Source organism: Pseudomonas sp. B21_DOA (assembly GCA_030544685.1).
GTDB lineage: Bacteria > Pseudomonadota > Gammaproteobacteria > Pseudomonadales > Pseudomonadaceae > Aquipseudomonas > Aquipseudomonas fluorescens_AO.
This window is the reverse complement of sequence record CP086683.1, coordinates 65,723-84,556: the sequence shown is the minus strand read 5'-3', so window position 1 is coordinate 84,556 and position 18,834 is coordinate 65,723. Positions and strand designations below refer to the sequence as shown.

The window sequence follows — 18,834 nt, the reverse complement described above, 5'->3', positions numbered from 1 at the left end:
GATAAACTTGAACGCCGCTCAATCGAGCGGCGTTTTAGTATCCGGAAATCGATCGTTGGTCAGCAATCGCCACGATTAACGTCACGGGCAGTGCCAGGTCGCGCTGCCCTCAAGCTAAGGTTGAAGATGATGCGGAGCAAGGTGACAGGTGCGCAGCGTTGGGTCGTGAAGATCGGCAGCGCTTTGCTGACAGCTGACGGCAAAGGGCTGGATCGCGCGGCAATGAGTGTCTGGGTCGAGCAGATGGTGGCGCTGCATGAAGCGGGCGTCGAGCTGGTGCTGGTGTCCTCCGGGGCGGTGGCGGCCGGCATGAGTCGCTTGGGCTGGACCGCACGACCCAGTGCCATGCACGAGCTGCAGGCGGCCGCTGCGATCGGTCAGATGGGGCTGGTGCAGGCCTGGGAATCAAGCTTCGCCGAACATGGCCGGCACACCGCGCAGATTCTCCTCACCCACGACGACCTGTCCGACCGCAAGCGCTACCTCAACGCCCGCAGTACCTTGCGTGCGCTGGTCGAGCTGAAAGTCATTCCGGTGATCAACGAAAACGATACCGTGGTCACTGACGAAATCCGTTTCGGCGACAACGACACGCTGGCGGCGCTGGTGGCCAATCTGGTCGAGGCCGATCTGCTGGTGATTCTCACTGATCGCGACGGCATGTTCGACGCCGATCCGCGCAACAACCCCGATGCGCAGTTGATTTATGAAGCGCGCGCCGATGATCCGACGCTCGATGCGGTTGCAGGTGGTACCGGCGGTGCGCTGGGGCGCGGCGGCATGCAGACCAAGTTGCGTGCGGCGCGTCTTGCGGCGCGTTCCGGTGCGCACACGATCATCGTCGGCGGGCGGCTTGAGCGCGTGCTTGATCGTCTCAAGGCGGGCGAGCGCATCGGTACGCTGCTATCGCCGGAGCGCGGCATGCTCGCGGCGCGCAAGCAGTGGCTGGCCGGTCATCTGCAAACCCGTGGCACTCTGGTGCTGGATGAGGAGCGGTGTCGGCGTTGTCCAAGGGCAACAAAAGTCTGCTGCCGGTGGGGGTGAAACTGGTTCAAGGCAGCTTCCGTCGTGGTGAGATGGTCGTCTGCGTAGCGCCGGATGGTCGGGAGATCGCTCGGGGCTTGGCCAATTACAGCGCCCTGGAGGCGCAAAAAATCATCGGTCAGTCGTCGGATGCGATTGTCGGTTTGCTCGGTTACATGGCAGAGCCGGAACTGGTTCACCGTGACAATCTGATTCTGGTCTAAGGAAAATTCGATGCGTGTAGCGAAAGGATTATTGGGTCTGCTGATGGCCATGCCATTGCTGGCCTCGGCCGAGGAAATCGGTAAGGTGTCGACCGTATTCAAGTTTGTCGGGCCGAATGACCGGATCGTGGTCGAGGCCTTCGACGATCCGAAAGTCGAGGGCGTGACCTGCTACCTGTCACGCGCCAAGACTGGTGGAGTGAAGGGTGGTCTCGGTCTGGCCGAGGATCGCGCAGAAGCGTCGATCGCTTGTCGCCAGGTCGGGCCGATCAAATTCAAGGGTGAGCTGAAGGATGGCGATGAGGTGTTCAAGGAGCGCACTTCGCTGGTGTTCAAGACCATGCAAGTGGTGCGTTTCCTCGACAAGAAGCGCAACACGCTGGTGTACCTGGTCTACAGCGATCGCTTGATCGAGGGCAGTCCGCAGAATGCGGTCACGGCCATCCCGATCCTGCCGTGGGTGCCGGTCCAGCAATAAGCCCCACCAATCCGAACTGTGGGAGCGAGCCTGCTCGCGAATTCGATCTGTCAGTTGATATTTGTATCGACTGACATGACGTCTTCGCGAGCAGGCTCACTCCTACATTTTTTGCGCTGGATTCGTTAAATCACAGGCAATAAAAAACCGACCCTGAGGTCGGTTTTTTAATGACTACGTCGATTAAGCAGCTTCTTTCAGCGCTTTGACGTGGCCATTCAGACGGCTCTTATGACGAGCAGCCTTGTTCTTATGGATGATGCCTTTATCGGCCATACGGTCGATAACTGGCACAGCCATAACGTATGCAGCTTGAGCTTTTTCAGCGTCTTTTGCGTCGATGGCCTTAACTACATTCTTGATGTAGGTACGAACCATGGAACGCAGGCTGGCGTTGTGGCTGCGACGCTTCTCAGCCTGTTTTGCACGTTTTTGGCGGAAGGTGAGTTGGCCACCGTCGAGCTCCTCGAAAGACTTTTTAGGAAATAGCAAACAAAATAGGCCGCGAATCATGCCGATGAAGACTGGTCTTGTCAAGGGCACTTGAATCGTTCCGCTAAGTGGTAGGTATAAAGAGGCGGGATATTTATTTCCGGCGCTTGACCTGTAAACTCGCGAGCTTTGGCTCTGTGCTGTTGCGGCGCGGAGTATCGCACAAGTGGGCGCATTGTTCGCCTGCTGTTTATCGACAGGCACAAACTCTCTCAATGAATCTGCTCAAATCGTTGGCCGCCGTCAGCTCTATCACGATGCTTTCCCGGATTCTGGGTTTTGTTCGTGACACGCTGATCGCGCGGACATTCGGCGCCGGGATGGCCACGGATGCCTTCTTTATTGCGTTCAAACTGCCCAACCTGCTGCGGCGGATATTTGCCGAAGGGGCTTTCTCCCAGGCGTTCGTGCCGATTCTGGCCGAATATAAAAGCCAGCAGGGCGAGGAGGCGACGCGCACCTTTATTGCCTATGTATCGGGCCTGCTGACGCTGGTGCTGGCGGTAGTGACGGCGCTGGGCATGATCGCCGCGCCCTGGGTTATCTGGGCCACGGCGCCCGGTTTTACCGATACCCCGGAGAAATTCCAGCTCACCTCCGATCTGTTGCGGGTGACCTTTCCTTATATATTGCTGATCTCGCTGTCGTCGCTGGCCGGCGCGATTCTGAATACCTGGAACCGCTTCTCGGTGCCGGCCTTCGTACCGACTCTGCTCAACGTCAGCATGATCGTGTTTTCGCTGTTCCTCACGCCGTACTTCGATCCACCGGTCATGGCCCTTGGCTGGGCGGTGCTGGTCGGCGGTCTGGCGCAGTTGCTGTACCAGCTGCCGCATCTGAAAAAGATCGGCATGCTCGTGCTGCCACGCCTGAACCTGCGCGACAGCGGCGTGTGGCGGGTGATGAAGCAGATGCTGCCAGCGATTCTCGGCGTGTCGGTCAGTCAGATTTCGCTGATCATCAACACCATCTTCGCCTCGTTTCTGGTCGCAGGTTCGGTGTCGTGGATGTATTACGCCGACCGCTTGATGGAGTTGCCTTCGGGTGTACTGGGTGTGGCACTCGGGACGATTCTGCTACCCACGCTGGCCAAGACCTATGCCAGCAAGGATCGCCACGAATACTCGCGGATCCTCGATTGGGGCTGCGCCTGTGCTTTGTGCTGGTGCTGCCGTGCGCGCTGGCGTTGGGGATTCTTGCCGAGCCGCTGACCGTTTCGTTGTTTCAGTACGGCCAGTTCAGTGGCTTCGATGCCGAGATGACCCAGCGTGCGCTGATTGCCTATTCGGTCGGGCTGCTCGGAATCATCGTGATCAAAGTGCTGGCTCCGGGCTTTTATGCGCAACAGAACATCCGTACACCGGTGAAAATCGCAATTTTCACCCTGGTCTGCACGCAGCTGTTCAACCTGGCGCTGATCGGCCCGCTGGCGCACGCCGGTCTGGCATTGGCGATCAGTGCCGGTGCTTGCCTGAACGCCGGGCTGCTGTTCTATCAACTGCGCAAGCAAAGATGTATCAACCGCAGCCGGGCTGGGGCAAATTCGGCTTCAAGCTGGTCGTTGCAGTGACGGTGATGTCGGCGGTGTTATTGGCCGGCATGCATTTCATGCCCGCGTGGGATGAGGGCCATATGCTTGAGCGCTTCCTGCGCCTGGGCGCGCTGGTGATTGCTGGCGTGGTGGCGTATTTCGGTATGTTGTTGCTGTTGGGTTTCCGTCTGCGCGACTTCAATCGCAAGGCCTTGAGCTGAGGTTTCAGTCTTTATCGACAGGCATGGGCCGGCGGTTTTGTCGGCTCGTTCACTTTGCGTTACGGTGTTGCCTGTCGTCGGCCGCCGGGTGTGGTTATAATCGACCACTTTATGAGCAAGAAGCGCGTTATGCAGCTGGTTCGAGGCCTCCACAACTTGCGCCCCCAGCATCGGGGCTGCGTCGCCACTATTGGCAACTTTGACGGTGTTCACCGTGGTCACCAGGCTATCCTGGCCCGACTGCGTGAGCGTGCGCTCGAGTTGGGCGTACCCAGCTGCGTGGTGATTTTCGAGCCGCAGCCACGGGAGTTCTTTGCTCCCGACACCGCACCGGCACGTCTGGCGCGGTTGCGCGACAAGCTGCAATTGCTGGCCGCTGAAGGCGTTGACCGGGTCTTGTGCCTGGCCTTCAATCAGCGCTTGAGCAAGCTCAGTGCCAGCGAGTTCGTCGACACCATTCTGGTCGATGGTCTCGGTGTACAGCATCTGGAGGTCGGTGACGATTTCCGTTTCGGTTGTGACCGCCTCGGCGATTTCGATTTTCTGATGCAGGCCGGGCAGGTTCACGGATTCACCGTCGAAGCTGCGCAAACCGTCGAGCTGGACGGCATTCGCGTCAGCAGCACGCAAGTGCGCAACGCTTTGGCGGCGGCCGATTTTGCCTTGGCCGAACGCTTGCTCGGGCGTCCGTACCGCATCGCCGGTCGCGTGCTGCATGGCCAGAAACTGGCCCGGCAACTGGGCACGCCCACTGCCAATATTCAACTCAAACGCCGTCGCGTGCCGTTCACCGGGGTGTATCTGGTGAACGTCGACATCGACGGCAAGACCTGGCCCGGCGTCGCCAATATCGGCGTGCGCCCTACGGTGCAAGGGGATGGCAAAGCCCACCTCGAGGTCCATCTGTTAGATTTTGCCGGCGATCTGTATGACCGGCGTTTGACGGTGGTTTTCCACCAAAAGCTGCGTGAAGAGCAGCGCTTCGCCTCTCTGGAGGCATTGAAAACGGCGATCAATGCGGATGTCGCCACCGCCCGTGCACTAGCCGCACCTAGCGCCCATCGCTAATGAAGAGCCTTAAATGACCGACTATAAAGCCACGCTAAACCTTCCGGACACCGCCTTCCCAATGAAGGCCGGCCTGCCACAGCGCGAACCGCAGATCCTGCAGCGCTGGGACAGTATTGGCCTGTACGGAAAGTTGCGCGAGATTGGCAAGGATCGTCCGAAGTTCGTCCTGCACGACGGCCCTCCGTACGCCAACGGCACGATCCACATCGGTCACGCACTGAACAAGATTCTCAAGGACATGATCATCCGCTCGAAAACCCTGTCGGGTTTCGACGCGCCGTACGTCCCGGGCTGGGACTGCCACGGCCTGCCGATCGAGCACAAGGTTGAAGTGACCCACGGCAAGAATCTCGGCGCGGATAAAACCCGCGAGCTGTGCCGTGCCTACGCCACCGAGCAGATCGAAGGGCAGAAGTCCGAGTTCATCCGTCTCGGTGTGCTGGGCGACTTCGCCAACCCGTACAAGACCATGGATTTCAAGAACGAGGCCGGTGAAATCCGTGCCCTCGCCGAAATCGTCAAGGGCGGTTTCGTCTTCAAGGGCTTGAAGCCCGTGAACTGGTGCTTCGATTGCGGTTCGGCGCTGGCTGAAGCGGAAGTCGAATACGAGAACAAGAAGTCGTCGACCATCGACGTTGCGTTCCCGATCGCTGATGAAGCCAAACTGGCTGCCGCGTTCGGTCTGGCTTCGCTGAGCAAACCTGCTGCGATCGTGATCTGGACCACCACCCCGTGGACCATCCCGGCCAACCAGGCGCTGAACGTGCACCCGGAATTCAACTACGCCCTGGTCGATATCGGCGACAAGCTGCTGGTGCTGGCTGAAGAGCTGGTCGAAGCCTGCCTGGCGCGCTACGGCGTGGAAGGTTCGGTCATCGCCACCACCACCGGTAAAGAACTTGAGCTGATCAACTTCCGTCACCCGTTCTACGATCGTCTGTCGCCGGTGTACCTGGCTGACTACGTCGAACTGGGCGCTGGCACCGGCGTGGTTCACTCCGCCCCGGCCTACGGCGTGGACGACTTCGTGACCTGCAAGAAATACGGCATGGTCAACGACGACATCCTCAACCCGGTGCAGAGCAACGGCGTATACGTGCCTTCGCTGGAATTCTTCGGCGGCCAGTTCATCTGGAAGGCCAACCCGGCCATCGTCGAAAAACTGACCGAAGTCGGTGCGCTGATGCACACCACCGTCATCGAACACAGCTACATGCACTGCTGGCGCCACAAGACCCCGCTGATCTACCGCGCCACTGCGCAGTGGTTCATCGGCATGGACAAGGAGCCAACCAGCGGCGACACCTTGCGCGTGCGCTCGCTCAAAGCCATCGAAGACACCAAGTTCGTTCCGGCCTGGGGCCAGGCGCGTCTGCACTCGATGATCGCCAATCGTCCGGACTGGTGCATTTCGCGTCAGCGCAACTGGGGCGTGCCAATCCCGTTCTTCCTCAACAAGGAAAGCGGCGAGCTGCACCCGCGTACCGTCGAGCTGATGGAAGAAGTCGCCAAACGCGTTGAAGTCGAAGGCATCGAAGCCTGGTTCAAACTCGACGCAGTCGAACTGCTGGGCGATGAAGCGCCGCAGTACGACAAGATCAGCGACACCCTCGACGTCTGGTTCGACTCGGGCACCACGCACTGGCACGTCCTGCGCGGTTCGCACCCGATGGGCCACGAAAGCGGTCCGCGTGCCGACCTCTACCTGGAAGGTTCCGACCAGCACCGTGGCTGGTTCCACTCATCCTTGCTCACCGGTTGCGCCATCGACAACCACGCGCCGTACCGCGAACTGCTGACTCACGGCTTCACCGTCGACGAGTCCGGCCGCAAGATGTCCAAGTCGCTGGGCAACGTGATCGCGCCGCAGAAGGTCAACGACACCCTGGGCGCCGACATCATGCGTCTGTGGGTCGCTTCGACCGACTACTCCGGCGAAATGGCCGTGTCCGAGCAGATCCTGCAGCGCAGCGCCGATGCCTACCGTCGTATCCGTAACACCGCGCGCTTCCTGCTTTCCAACCTGACCGGTTTCAACCCGGCCACCGACCTGCTGCCGGCCGAAGACATGCTGGCGCTGGATCGCTGGGCCGTGGATCGTACGCTGCTGCTGCAACGCGAGTTGCAAGAGCACTACGGCGAATACCGTTTCTGGAACGTGTACTCGAAGATCCACAACTTCTGCGTGCAGGAGCTGGGTGGTTTCTACCTCGACATCATCAAGGACCGCCAGTACACCACCGGCGCCGACAGCAAGGCCCGTCGCTCGTGCCAGACCGCGCTGTTCCACATCTCCGAGGCGCTGGTGCGCTGGATCGCGCCGATCCTCGCCTTCACTGCCGACGAGCTGTGGCAATACCTGCCGGGCGAGCGTAATGAGTCGGTCATGCTCAACACCTGGTACGAAGGGCTGACCGAGCTGCCGGAAGGCTTCGAGCTGGGTCGCGCCTACTGGGATCGCATCATGGAAGTGAAAGTCGCGGTCAACAAAGAGATGGAAATCCAGCGTGCGGCGAAAGCCGTCGGTGGCAACCTGCAGGCCGAAGTGACGCTGTTTGCCGAAGAGGCGCTGAGCGCCGATCTGGCCAGGCTGAGCAACGAGCTGCGCTTTGTCCTGATCACCTCGACTGCCAGCGTTGCGCCGTTCGTGCAGGCTCCCGCCGATGCAGTGGCCACCGAAGTCAGCGGTCTGAAATTGAAGATCGTCAAATCGACGTTCCCGAAATGCGCGCGTTGCTGGCATTGCCGCGAAGACGTCGGCGTGAACCCGGAGCATCCGGAAATCTGCGGGCGTTGCGTCGACAACATCAGCGGCGCGGGCGAGGTTCGTCACTATGCCTGATGCCATTGGCCGTTTCGGACGGCTGAGCTGGCTGTGGTTGAGCCTGCTGGTCCTGGTCATTGACCAGGCCAGCAAGTTCTACTTCGAAGCCAAGCTTGAAATGTTTCAGCAGATCGTGATCATTCCCGATCTGTTCAGCTGGACCTTGGCCTACAACACTGGCGCTGCCTTCAGCTTCCTCGCCGACAGCTCCGGCTGGCAGCGCTGGCTGTTTGCCCTGATCGCGATTGTGGTCAGTGCCGTGCTGGTGGTCTGGCTCAAGCGCCTGGGCCGCAACGACACCTGGCTGGCCGTCGCCCTGGCACTGGTGCTGGGTGGCGCGCTGGGCAACCTGTATGACCGCGTTGCCCTGGGCCATGTGATCGACTTCATCCTGGTGCACTGGCAGAACCGCTGGTATTTCCCGGCGTTCAACATTGCCGACAGCGCGATCACCGTAGGCGCGATCATGCTGGCACTGGACATGTTCAAATCGAAGAAAACCGAAGAGGCCGCTCATGACTGAACAGCTATCGCCTGAGCAACGCATCGGCCAGAACACCGAAGTCACGCTGCACTTTGCCTTGCGCCTGGAAAACGGTGACACCGTCGACAGTACCTTCGACAAGGCCCCGGCGACCTTCAAGGTCGGCGACGGCAACCTGCTGCCGGGTTTCGAAGCCGCACTGTTCGGTTTCAAGGCCGGCGACAAGCGCACCCTGACCGTCGAGCCGGAAAACGCTTTCGGTCAGCCGAACCCGCAGAACGTGCAGACTATCCCGCGTTCGCAGTTCACCGACATGGAGTTGTCGCCGGGGCTGCTGGTGATCTTCAATGATGCGGCCAATACTGAATTGCCAGGCGTGGTGAAGGAATTCGATGACACGCAAGTGACCGTCGACTTCAACCACCCGCTGGCGGGCAAGACGCTGACCTTTGACGTGGAAATCATTTCCGTCAAAGCGATCTAAAAATGCAGGAGTGAGCCTCTGTGGCGAGGGGATTTATCCCCGCTGGGGAGCGAAGCGCTCCCAGACCAGTCAACGGATTCTGAGATAAGTCCGTTGACGGTCTACGACTGCTACGCAGCCGAGCGGGGATGAATCCCCTCGCCACAACAAGCAGGTCTCCACAGTCTGTTTTCCATTGTTTTCGCGCGCAAGACACGAGGCACAGCATGCAAATCAAACTCGCCAACCCCCGTGGCTTCTGCGCCGGTGTGGACCGGGCGATCGAAATCGTCAACCGCGCCCTGGAAGTCTTCGGGCCACCGATCTACGTGCGCCATGAAGTGGTGCACAACAAATTCGTCGTCGAAGACCTGCGCAGCCGTGGCGCGATATTCGTCGAAGAGCTCGATCAGGTGCCCGATGACGTCATCGTCATCTTCAGTGCCCACGGGGTTTCCCAAGCCGTACGCAACGAAGCCGCCGGTCGTGGCCTGAAAGTCTTCGATGCAACCTGCCCGCTGGTGACCAAGGTGCACATCGAAGTCGCCAAATACAGCCGCGACGGTCGCGAGTGCATCCTGATCGGCCACGCCGGTCACCCGGAAGTTGAAGGCACCATGGGCCAGTACGATGCCAGCAACGGCGGCGCGATCTACCTCGTCGAAGACGAAAAGGACGTGGCAGCATTGCAGGTCCGCGATCCGGAAAGACTCGCTTTCGTCACCCAGACAACCTTGTCGATGGACGACACCAGCCGCGTTATCGATGCCCTGCGCACGCGCTTCCCGGCCATCGGTGGCCCGCGCAAGGACGACATCTGCTACGCCACACAAAACCGCCAGGACGCCGTCAAGCAACTGGCCGACGAGTGCGACGTGGTGCTGGTGGTCGGCAGCCCGAACAGTTCCAACTCCAATCGTCTGCGTGAACTGGCTGAACGTATGGCGACTCCGGCGTACCTGATCGACGGTGCCGAGGACCTGCAACAGAGCTGGTTCGACGGCGTCGAGCACATTGGCATTACCGCTGGCGCCTCGGCACCGGAAGTGCTGGTCCGTGGTGTCATTCAGCAATTGCAGGCCTGGGGCGCGACCGGTGCCGACGAGCTGGCTGGCCGTGAGGAGAACATCACGTTCTCGATGCCGAAAGAGCTGCGCGTCCGCTCGATCTGACGTTTCTGCTTTTGTCGCACAGCGCCTGCTTGGTTTCCTGACTGCTCAGGCGCACGCGACCGGTCGCCGCCAGCACGATCTGGCGCTGGCTGACCGGTTCGCGTGGCGAACAGATATGTAATGTCCCCGCCTGAAACCGCCGTCCCGGCATCAGCGGTTGCCCCAAATGACTGAACCGCACGTAGCGGCTCACCCACCAATTGCCGACGATCGGCACCTTTGCCTCACTGGCGCGTTCAAGCAACAGTGGATTGCTGCTGTCCTCCGGCCCCTTGCCGCTCCGATCCAGAATGATCCGCCAACCCTGACTCCAGTCCCCATCGATGCCATGGATCACCACGCTCTGATTGTGCGTGATGGCCAGTGTGCGAGCGTGGCGGATGCCTTCGAGCAGCGACTGCGCCGCGTCGTCGCGTTGCGTCGCCTGTTTGAGTGCGGCGAACGCCGGACTGACCAGCAGCAGAACAATTGCGCCAATCGCCAGTCCCATAAGCAGTTCAATCAGGCTGAAACCGTGTTGCGGCATGAAAAATCCCTCCTTGGAATGGTATGAGCGGCGCGATCCGTGCGCCGCGCAGGGCAAATCAGTCGGCACGTGCCGAGCGAATGTTCTAGCGTGTAAAGGCAGGTATAGCCGACAGCAACGGAGGGCATCGATGGATCTTCGTACAAAAGGTTTCACGCTGGTCGAGTTGCTGGTCGCGATCGCGGTGTTCCTGGTACTGATCACGCTGGCGGTGCCGGCCTTTACCCGTACGATCCAGAGCAGCAAGGCGGATACCGAAGTCGGCGACTTGCAGCGGGCGATCAATTTCGCTCGCCTCGAGGCAATCAATCGCGGCGTGACCACGCGTCTGCGTCCGACCGCTGGCGGCAGTGTCTGGACCGGTGAGCTGGCGGTCTACGACAGTACTGGCAATCCGGCCAATGTGTTGCGGGTTGTTCCAGCGATGAGCAGTGGCGCAACTCTGACGCTACCCTCAGGAGTGACCGCACTGGATTTCAACAATCTTGGTGGTCTGGCGGCACCGTCGACGGCGGTGGCCATCGGTTACACGCTGGGCACGCAAAGCAGGACGCTGAACGTGTGTTTGAACGGACGCATTCAACTGGGTGGAAATTGCGGATGAGGGCAGGGAGCAAAAACGCACAGGAGGGCATGACGCTGATCGAAGTGCTGGTCGCGTTGCTGATTCTGACCGTCGGGCTGTTGGGCGCAGCGGCGGTGCAGCTCAATGCGCTGAAGTACACCGACAGTTCGCGGATGACCAGTCAGGCCAGTTTCATTGCCTATGACATGATGGATCGCATTCGCGCCAATTCTGGCGCCGACTACACCGTCACGCCGCCGACCTCGGGCAATCTCAATGTTGCTCGGGATCAGGATCTCTACGACTTCACCACCAATATCGCCAACTTTGGCGGCCCGACCGCGACGGGCAGCATCACCCTCAACCAGCGGGTCTACACCATCACGATCACCTGGAGCGATGCCCGCGCGGCCAACGCTGCCAGCGCTCAGCGCAGTTTCGTCCTGACCAGCCGTGCGGCGGTCGATCCGGTGGCGACGCCATGAGGCGCTCCAGCCGGGGTTTCGGCCTGATCGAATTGCTCATAGCTCTGGCTTTGGGGCTGATCGTCGTGCTCGGCGTGGTGCAGATTTTCATCGCCGCGAAAAACACCTACGTCAGTCAGAACAGCGCCGCAGCGATGCAGGAAGACGCGCGCTTCGTCCTCAGCAAAATGATTCAGGAAATCCGTATGGTCGGCATGTTCGGCTGCCTCGGCACCATCGTCGACTCCAGCTCAGCGGGGATTTCAACGCCGCGCAGATCGCCCCGATCAGTTGGGATAACGCCAACCTGAAACTGACCCTGGTCACTGCCGATGTCGGCAGCGGGGAGGGACGCCAACCTGGACGGTGGTTTCCGATTGCCGTAACAGCGCGATCGCTTACAGTGGATTGCGCAGCCCGACCACGGGCCAGATCGCTTTCCCGATCCGGCGCCTGATCTACAGCTTTAGCAATAACCAGATCCTCATGGGCACAGGTAGCGGCAATCCGGCGCAGCAAGTGCTGGTGAACAACGTCAGCGCCTTCAACGTCACCTTTGGTATCGCCAGCTCGGCCACCGACGTGGCGGCCTCCACTTACAGCAGCAACCCCGGCGATCCAGCACGCATCCGCAGCGTACGCCTGAGCCTGACCCTCACCGACCCGAACAATCGGGTACGCAATCAAACCTTCAACGTGGTTGCGGCATTGCGCAACCGCTTGCCATGAGGGCGCGTCGATGAGGATTTCCTTGCAGCAACGTCAGGCCCAGCGCGGCATGGTCTTGCTGGTCAGTCTGGTGTTTCTGCTGTTGCTCACGTTGATTGGCTTGTCGTCGATGCAGAGCGCCAACCTGCAAGAAAAAATGGCCGGCAGCGTAAGCCTGCGCAATCAATCCTTTCAGGCGGCCGAAGCGGCATTGCGTGTCGGTGAAAGCGCAGTACAACTGGACAGTTACTCTTTGGCGGTGTGCAGCGGCACGACCCAATGTCTGCCGCCGGCGGAATCGTCATCGGTCAGCTCGGCAGGTTTCAATTCGGCCTCTGGGGTGACCTGGATCGCTGCCGGTAATGGCTTTTATGGCGTGCAGAACATCGGCACGACCCTGACGGCGGTGAACGTGCCGAGCAACACTTCGGCGACGTTGTATCGAGTGACTGCGGTCGGCATCGCCGGCAATTCGCGTAGCGTGGTGGAGAGTGTCTATGCGAAGTATTGAGCGCGGCCTGTCGCTGCTGATCGGCATGCTCCTGAGTTTCTATCTGGCGGCGCCGGCCTGGGCGTTCACGCCGTCCGATTCGCCATTGTTGAGCGCGGCTGCGGTGGCGCCAAACGTGATGCTGCTGATCGACGATTCAGGAAGCATGAACAGCATCATTTACGCCGCCGGATTCGACCCGACCGTCAACCGTACACCGGCCCGGCAGTGCAATGCCTTCCTCGGCTTGTGCTCTGCACTCAATGCGCCGCAGATTACTGGCGACACGGTGTTTCTATCGAGCCTGCCAACCTCCGGCTGCTCGGGAGGCGCCTACGCGTTCTACAACAACAGCGTGGCGCCGTTGTGCCTCAAGCTCCCCGACCCCGTAGGCAACGAGAACACTCGGTATTCCGCCGATTACATTTCCTACATCGTCAGCCTCGCCAACAGCAACGGCACCCGTGATTTCACAACTGGGGCGATCCCCAACGATTACCGGATGAACGTGGCGCGCAACGTTTCCACTGCGTTGGTGAGCAGCAACCGCACCTTGCGCATGGGCCTGTCGACATTCAATCCGGCCACCAGCAGCAACCCCGGCAACGGCGGCTTCATCGCCCGCTCGATCACCGATCTGTCGCCGGTCTCCGGCAGCGTGACCCAGGCCCAGGCAGATACCAACTACAACGCGCTGATTTCATCGATCAACGGATTGAACGCCGTGGCCAACACGCCATTGGCCGAGAGCTATTACGAAGTCACGCGCTACATGCGTGGCTTGGCGCCTTACTACAACGGCACACCGGCGACCTATACCAGTCCGATTCAATACCGCTGCCAGAAAAACTACGGCGTGGTGATTACCGATGGCTTGCCGACCTATGACCGTACCTTCCCGACCAACGACCCGCTGGGGGCAGCCGCTTGCCGAACTGGGATGGCGTCAATAATGACGGTGACAATCTCAACGGTGATGGAGAAGGCGACACCCTTTATCTGGATGACATTGCCAAATTCGCCTTCGACATCGACATGCGCTCGACCGGCACCGATGCCGCCGGCAAGAGCTGGAACGCGGTGGATTTTCCCCGGCAGAACATGAACACCTACACCGTGGGTTTCGCGGCGGATAACGATATGTTGTCCGACGCTGCCAGTTACGGGCAGGGCAGGTATTACCAGGCGACCGACAGCTCCGGGCTTAATGCGGCGTTATCGTCGGCACTGAGCGATATCACTTCCAAGGCCGGCTCCGGTGGTGCCGGTGTTGCCAGCAGCAGTACGTTGACCAGCGGCAGCAGTTTCTACCAGACCACTTACGATCCCAAGGATTGGCGCGGCACGATCAGGTCGTTTGGCTTTACCTCGACCGGCACGGTAAATACCTCGGCGGCGCAATGGTCGACCGACACCACCATCGTGCCCGCCGCCACCGCGCCGACTTTCCAGTCATGGAACACCGTGAGCAATGCGCCGATAACCCTGGCATTCGGCAACTTTTCCCCGGCCCAGCAGACCACTCTGAATCAGGGCCTGCCTACCGGGATCAACGGTAATGATCTGGTGGAGTGGAGCAAAGGCACCAACAAGGCCGGGCTCAAAGTGCGCAGTGTGTTGCTCGGTGACATCATCAATTCGCCGCTGGTGCTTGCCTCGCCTGCAGACAAGACTGCGTCGGATCTGTCGGGCGATAGCAGTTACACCAACTACCTGACGACCAAGGCTGCGAACATGAATACCAGTCTGGTGGTGAACGCCAACGACGGCTTCGTCAATGTGATCAATTCGGCGAACGGCACGCGCCGTTATGCCTACATGCCTTCCAGCGTGCTGCCTTCCTTGCGGCTGATCGCGGATACGAACTACGTCAACGGCGTCAGCCACAAATTCCTGGTGGACGGTCAGGTCGGTGTGTTCGATGCGCAGGCCGGCACTGCCTGGAAAACTCTGGCCATTGGCGGGACGGGGGCCGGTGGCAAAACCTTCTATGGGCTGCAACTGTTCGATGCCTCGGCGGGTAACGTGATCAGAGCACTGTGGGAAATCAGTGCGCCGGTCACCGCCAACACGTCGAACGCGTTCAATGATCTGGGTTACGCCTACGCGCGTCCGGAAGTGGCACGCTTGGCCAATGGTCGCTGGGCGACATTCATCGCCAATGGTTACGGCAGCAATTCGGGGTTGCGGCTTTGTATGTACTGGATGCAATGGATGGTTCGCTGATCAGGAAAATCGTCATCGATAGCACGGAAACCAGCAACGGTCTGTCATCGGTCGAACTCAGGGTCAACTCTTCGAACGTGGTACAGGCGGCGTACGGGGAGACCTGAAAGGACGCATGTGGAAATTCGATTTGAGCGCGACGGCGCCGGAAAGCTGGGGCGTGGCGTTTGCCGGCAAGCCATTGTTCACCGCGCCGGGCGGGGCAACGCAGCCGATCACCGCGCAACCGCTGCTGGCGGATAACCCACAGGGCGGCAAACAGGTGTTTTTTGGCACCGGCAAGTTCAACGAGACCGCCGACAAGACCAACAAGGATCTGCAGGCGTTCTACTCGATCTGGGATGCAGAGGGTGGTGCCGGGCAAATCACCGTCAGCAGTTTGCAGTCGCAAACGATCACCGGTTCGTTCTCCGGCAGCTCCGGGCAGTTCCTGACCACTAGCCAGAATGAAACGACGTATCCGGGAGAAAAAGGCTGGTACCTGCCGCTCGTGTATAACAACGTGCTGACCGGCGAGCGCGTGATCAATCAGGCCAGTATCGTGTTGGGGCGAGTTGTTTTTACCACTGCCAGCGTCGATACCACCGACCCGTGTTCGAGCTTTGGTACGGGCCGACTGGTCGAACTCGATGCGTTCAACGGTAAGATGCTCAACTACGCCGTGATCGACACCAACGGTGACCGTTTGGTCGACAGCAACGATACGATATCCAGCGGCGTGATTTTTACCGGCGGCATTCCGACCCTGAACTTCATCTCCGCTAACGGCGAGCGCAAGGGCACGACTGACACCAGCGGCGCGGTCACGGTCATTGTGGAAAAAGGTGGCGGCGGCAGCCGTCGTATCATGTGGCGACAAATCCAGTAAGCGAGAATTTGAGGCATGCGCAGATCCAGCCGAGGTTTTACCCTGATCGAGATCATGATCGTCATCGCGATTATCGGGATCATCCTCACCATCAGCATCCCCAGCTACAACGAATACGTGAAGAAGGGCCGTCGCGCCGAAGTGGTCTCGCTACTCTCGGAGCAGGCGCAGACTCTTGAACGCTTCTACACCCGCAACAATGTCTACACCGGCGTCACCGGACTGAGCGCGGGCAATGATTTCTACACCATCACCCCAACGCTGACCGACCAGACCTTTGTGCTGACGGCGATTCGTAAAACCGGTACGGCCATGGCCACCGACAAGTGCGGGGATTTCACCCTGACCAACACCGGCGTGCGAAGCATGAACAACGCGACCACCGGAGTGACCGCCAAGGATTGCTGGGGCCGCTGACGCATTCTTTTCGGGCGCCTTTTGCGCCCACTGTCTTTTTACGGTTGGATCAAACATGACCAGGCAACAGCAAGTGGTGATTGTCGGTGGCGGAGTGATTGGCCTGCTCACCGCCTACAATCTCGCCTCCGAAGTGCGCAGCGTGGTGCTGCTGGATCGCTCGAATGTCGGCCAGGAGTCGTCCTGGGCTGGCGGCGGTATCGTGTCGCCGTTGTACCCGTGGCGCTACAGCCCGGCGGTCACCGCACTGGCGCATTGGTCGCAGGATTTTTATCCACAGCTCGGCGAGCGTTTGTTTGCCAGTACTGGCGTCGATCCTGAAGTGCACACCACCGGCCTGTACTGGCTGGACCTGGACGATGAAGCCGACGCACTGGCCTGGGCCGAGCGGGAAAACCGGCCGCTGCGGGCTGTGGATATCTCGGCGGCGCATGACGCGGTGCCGGTGCTCGGCAGCGGTTTCAGCCGGGCGATCTACATGGCCGATGTCGCCAATGTGCGCAATCCACGGCTGGTCAAATCGCTGAAAGCCGCGTTGCTGGCGCTGCCCAATGTCACGATTCATGAGCAATGCGAAGTTGGAGGCTTCGTGCGCGAGGGCGAGCGCGTGGTCGGCGTGCGGACTCCGACAGGCGTGATCAACGGCGACCAGATTGTCCTGACGGCGGGAGCGTGGAGTGGTGATCTACTGAAGACGCTGAACCTGACGCTGCCGGTCGAGCCGGTCAAAGGCCAGATGATTCTCTACAAGTGCGCGGCTGATTTCCTGCCGAGCATGGTGCTGGCCAAGGGGCGTTATGCGATCCCGCGTCGCGACGGTCACATTCTGATCGGCAGCACGCTGGAGCACGAAGGTTACGACAAGACCCCGACCGATGTAGCGCTGGAAAGCCTCAAGGCCTCGGCGATCGAATTGTTGCCGGCGCTGGCGGATGCTGAAGTGGTCGGGCACTGGGCCGGACTTCGGCCGGGGTCGCCGGAAGGCATTCCTCTATTGGCCGGGTGCCGGGGTTCGAGGGGTTGTGGCTGAACTGCGGGCATTACCGCAACGGGCTGGTGCTGGCGCCGGCGTCGTGTCAGTTGTTTGCTGACGTGATGCTGGGGCGGTCGCCGATTATTGATCCGGCGTCGTATGCGCCTGAGGGCCGGATTTAGTCAGAGGCTGGTAGACCGCCTTTGCGAGCAGGCTCGCTCCCACAGGAATACTCATTCCAAATGTGGAGCGAGCCTGCTCGCGAAGGGCCTTTAATCCAGGCCCAACTTCTTGAGCCGATAGCGCATCGACCGAAACGACAGACTCAACCGCTGCGCCGCCGCCGTGCGGTTCCAGCGGGTTTCCTCCAGCGCCTGCAAAATCAGTTTGCGCTCGACGCTCTCCAGATAATCCTCGAGATTGTCGATCTGCGTCAGATCGGCCAATGCGCCATCCGCCGAGCAATTGCCTTCGCTCAAGCGCAGATCCTGCGCTTCGATCGTGCGGTTTTCACACAAGGTGTGCGCGCGCTCGAGGACGTTCTCCAGTTCGCGCACGTTGCCGGGAAAGCGATAGTTCTTCAGCGCCTCCAGCGCCTGCGGATGCAGGCGCGCTTCGGGTTGTCCGGTGTCTTTGGCCAAGCGTTTGAGCACGTGCATGGCAAGCGCCTCGATGTCGTCGCGGCGTTCGCGCAGGGACGGCACGCGCAGTTCGATGACGTTGAGCCGGTAATACAGATCCTGGCGGAAGCGTTCGGCCGAAACTTCTGCTTCAAGGTCTTTGTGCGTGGCACAAAGGATACGTACGTCGACCACTGTTTCCTGCTGGCCGCCGACGCTACGCACGGCTTTTTCCTGAATCGCCCGCAGCAGCTTGACCTGCATCGACAGTGGCAGGTCGGCGACCTCATCGAGAAACAACGTGCCGCCGTGTGCCGCTTGAAACAGCCCGGGCTTGTCTTCGACGGCTCCAGTGAAACTGCCTTTGCGGTGGCCGAAAAACTCGCTTTCCATCAGCTCTGACGGAATCGCCCCGCAGTTCACCGGCACAAACGGCTGGCTGGCGCGCGGACCTTGTTCGTGGATCAAACGGGCGACCAGTTCTTTGCCGCTGCCGGATTCGCCGCTGATGTACACCGGCGCCTGGCTGCGTGCGAGCTTGTCGATCTGCTTGCGCAGATTGGCCATCGGCGGCGAGTCACCCAGCAGCCTTCGCTCGATCGCGGTGCTGAGCCCGCTCGCTGTCGGCATGCGCAGCGCCGAACTGACCAATTCACGCAATCGCGGCAGCTCCACCGGTTTGGTGAGGAAATCGAACGCGCCGGCTTTCAGCGCATTGATTGCGGTTTCGAGGCTGCCATACGCGGTGATCATCGCCACCGGAAGGTGCGGATCGCGTTGCTGGATGTGCTGCACCAGTTCCAGCCCGGTGCCGTCGGGCAGGCGCATGTCGGTCAGGCACAGATCAAAGTGCTCGCGCTGTAACAGCGCCCGCGCCTCGCCCATATTGCGTGCGCTGAAGGTCTCGAGTTTCATCCGTCCCAGGGTGATTTCCAGGAGCTCGCGGATATCCGGTTCGTCGTCGACGATAAGAATTTTTGCCGTGGGCTTGTAT

Annotated in this window: 12 protein-coding genes and 6 pseudogenes; 15 read left to right on the top strand and 3 right to left on the bottom strand. The window is 60.2% G+C overall.

The genetic code is table 11. The features are described 5' to 3' along the window. The first annotated feature begins 129 nt into the window (after positions 1–129). A pseudogene (gene proB, locus LJU32_00405) lies at positions 130–1,247 on the top strand (glutamate 5-kinase). Between the two features lie 10 nt (positions 1,248–1,257). Then, complete coding sequence (locus LJU32_00400; GenBank protein ID WKV89026.1) at positions 1,258–1,725, top strand: CreA family protein; 468 nt, start codon at positions 1,258–1,260, stop codon at positions 1,723–1,725. 183 nt (positions 1,726–1,908) lie between these two features. Here LJU32_00400 and rpsT read toward each other — a convergent pair. Next, a pseudogene (gene rpsT / locus LJU32_00395) lies at positions 1,909–2,180 on the bottom strand (30S ribosomal protein S20). 252 nt (positions 2,181–2,432) lie between these two features. Between rpsT and murJ the strand changes: the two are divergent. From murJ to ispH, 6 genes and pseudogenes are all read left to right on the top strand, one after another. Continuing rightward, positions 2,433–3,969: pseudogene (gene murJ / locus LJU32_00390) on the top strand (murein biosynthesis integral membrane protein MurJ). Positions 3,970–4,098: 129 nt separating this feature from the next. Continuing rightward, positions 4,099–5,037, top strand: coding sequence for a bifunctional riboflavin kinase/FAD synthetase (gene ribF / locus LJU32_00385; GenBank protein WKV89025.1), 939 nt, complete (start codon positions 4,099–4,101; stop codon positions 5,035–5,037). A gap of 13 nt (positions 5,038–5,050) precedes the next feature. After that, positions 5,051–7,882, top strand: a complete 2,832-nt coding sequence (ileS, locus tag LJU32_00380; GenBank protein WKV89024.1) for an isoleucine--tRNA ligase — start codon at positions 5,051–5,053, stop codon at positions 7,880–7,882. Then, the gene (gene lspA / locus LJU32_00375; GenBank protein ID WKV89023.1) at positions 7,875–8,387 is read left to right on the top strand and encodes a signal peptidase II; all 513 of its coding nucleotides are present in this window, start codon (positions 7,875–7,877) and stop codon (positions 8,385–8,387) included. The genes ileS and lspA overlap by 8 nt, the downstream gene beginning before the upstream one ends. Continuing rightward, the gene (gene fkpB, locus LJU32_00370; protein WKV89022.1) at positions 8,380–8,832 is read left to right on the top strand and encodes an FKBP-type peptidyl-prolyl cis-trans isomerase; all 453 of its coding nucleotides are present in this window, start codon (positions 8,380–8,382) and stop codon (positions 8,830–8,832) included. The genes lspA and fkpB overlap by 8 nt, the downstream gene beginning before the upstream one ends. Positions 8,833–9,038: 206 nt before the next feature. Then, on the top strand, positions 9,039–9,983 hold the full coding sequence (ispH, locus tag LJU32_00365; protein ID WKV89021.1) for a 4-hydroxy-3-methylbut-2-enyl diphosphate reductase: 945 nt from the start codon (positions 9,039–9,041) through the stop codon (positions 9,981–9,983). Here the strand turns inward: ispH and LJU32_00360 are convergent. After that, positions 9,940–10,509 carry a GspH/FimT family pseudopilin gene (locus tag LJU32_00360; protein ID WKV89020.1) on the bottom strand — a complete coding sequence of 190 codons (570 nt, stop codon included), beginning with the start codon at positions 10,507–10,509 and terminating at the stop codon, positions 9,940–9,942. The two genes, ispH and LJU32_00360, sit on opposite strands and share 44 nt — an antisense overlap. Before the next feature lie 130 nt (positions 10,510–10,639). Here LJU32_00360 and LJU32_00355 point away from each other — a divergent pair, with 130 nt between their 5' ends. The 7 genes and pseudogenes from LJU32_00355 (at position 10,640) to thiO (ending at position 17,402) form a co-directional block, all read left to right on the top strand. Further along, positions 10,640–11,113 carry a GspH/FimT family pseudopilin gene (locus tag LJU32_00355; GenBank protein ID WKV89019.1) on the top strand — a complete coding sequence of 158 codons (474 nt, stop codon included), beginning with the start codon at positions 10,640–10,642 and terminating at the stop codon, positions 11,111–11,113. After that, on the top strand, positions 11,110–11,559 hold the full coding sequence (gene pilV, locus LJU32_00350) for a type IV pilus modification protein PilV (protein ID WKV89018.1): 450 nt from the start codon (positions 11,110–11,112) through the stop codon (positions 11,557–11,559). The genes LJU32_00355 and pilV overlap by 4 nt, the downstream gene beginning before the upstream one ends. Continuing rightward, positions 11,556–12,267 (top strand): annotated as a pseudogene (locus LJU32_00345) (prepilin-type N-terminal cleavage/methylation domain-containing protein). Before pilV ends, LJU32_00345 begins: the two are co-directional and overlap by 4 nt. 10 nt (positions 12,268–12,277) lie before the next feature. Further along, entirely contained in the window at positions 12,278–12,757 is a 480-nt protein-coding gene (locus tag LJU32_00340; protein ID WKV89017.1) for a pilus assembly protein PilX, read from the top strand. Further along, positions 12,744–15,830 (top strand): annotated as a pseudogene (locus LJU32_00335) (pilus assembly protein). The gene LJU32_00340 and the pseudogene LJU32_00335 overlap by 14 nt, the downstream one beginning before the upstream one ends. Positions 15,831–15,845: 15 nt before the next feature. Continuing rightward, a complete protein-coding gene (locus tag LJU32_00330; protein WKV89016.1) occupies positions 15,846–16,247 on the top strand; it encodes a prepilin-type N-terminal cleavage/methylation domain-containing protein in 402 nt (133 codons plus the stop codon). A 55-nt stretch (positions 16,248–16,302) separates the two neighbouring features. Then, positions 16,303–17,402: pseudogene (thiO, locus tag LJU32_00325) on the top strand (glycine oxidase ThiO). Positions 17,403–17,492: 90 nt separating this feature from the next. On the opposite strand, the gene LJU32_00320 reads toward thiO, so the two are convergent. Next, entirely contained in the window at positions 17,493–18,815 is a 1,323-nt protein-coding gene (locus LJU32_00320; protein WKV91011.1) for a sigma-54 dependent transcriptional regulator, read from the bottom strand. Between the last annotated feature and the right edge of the window lie 19 nt (positions 18,816–18,834).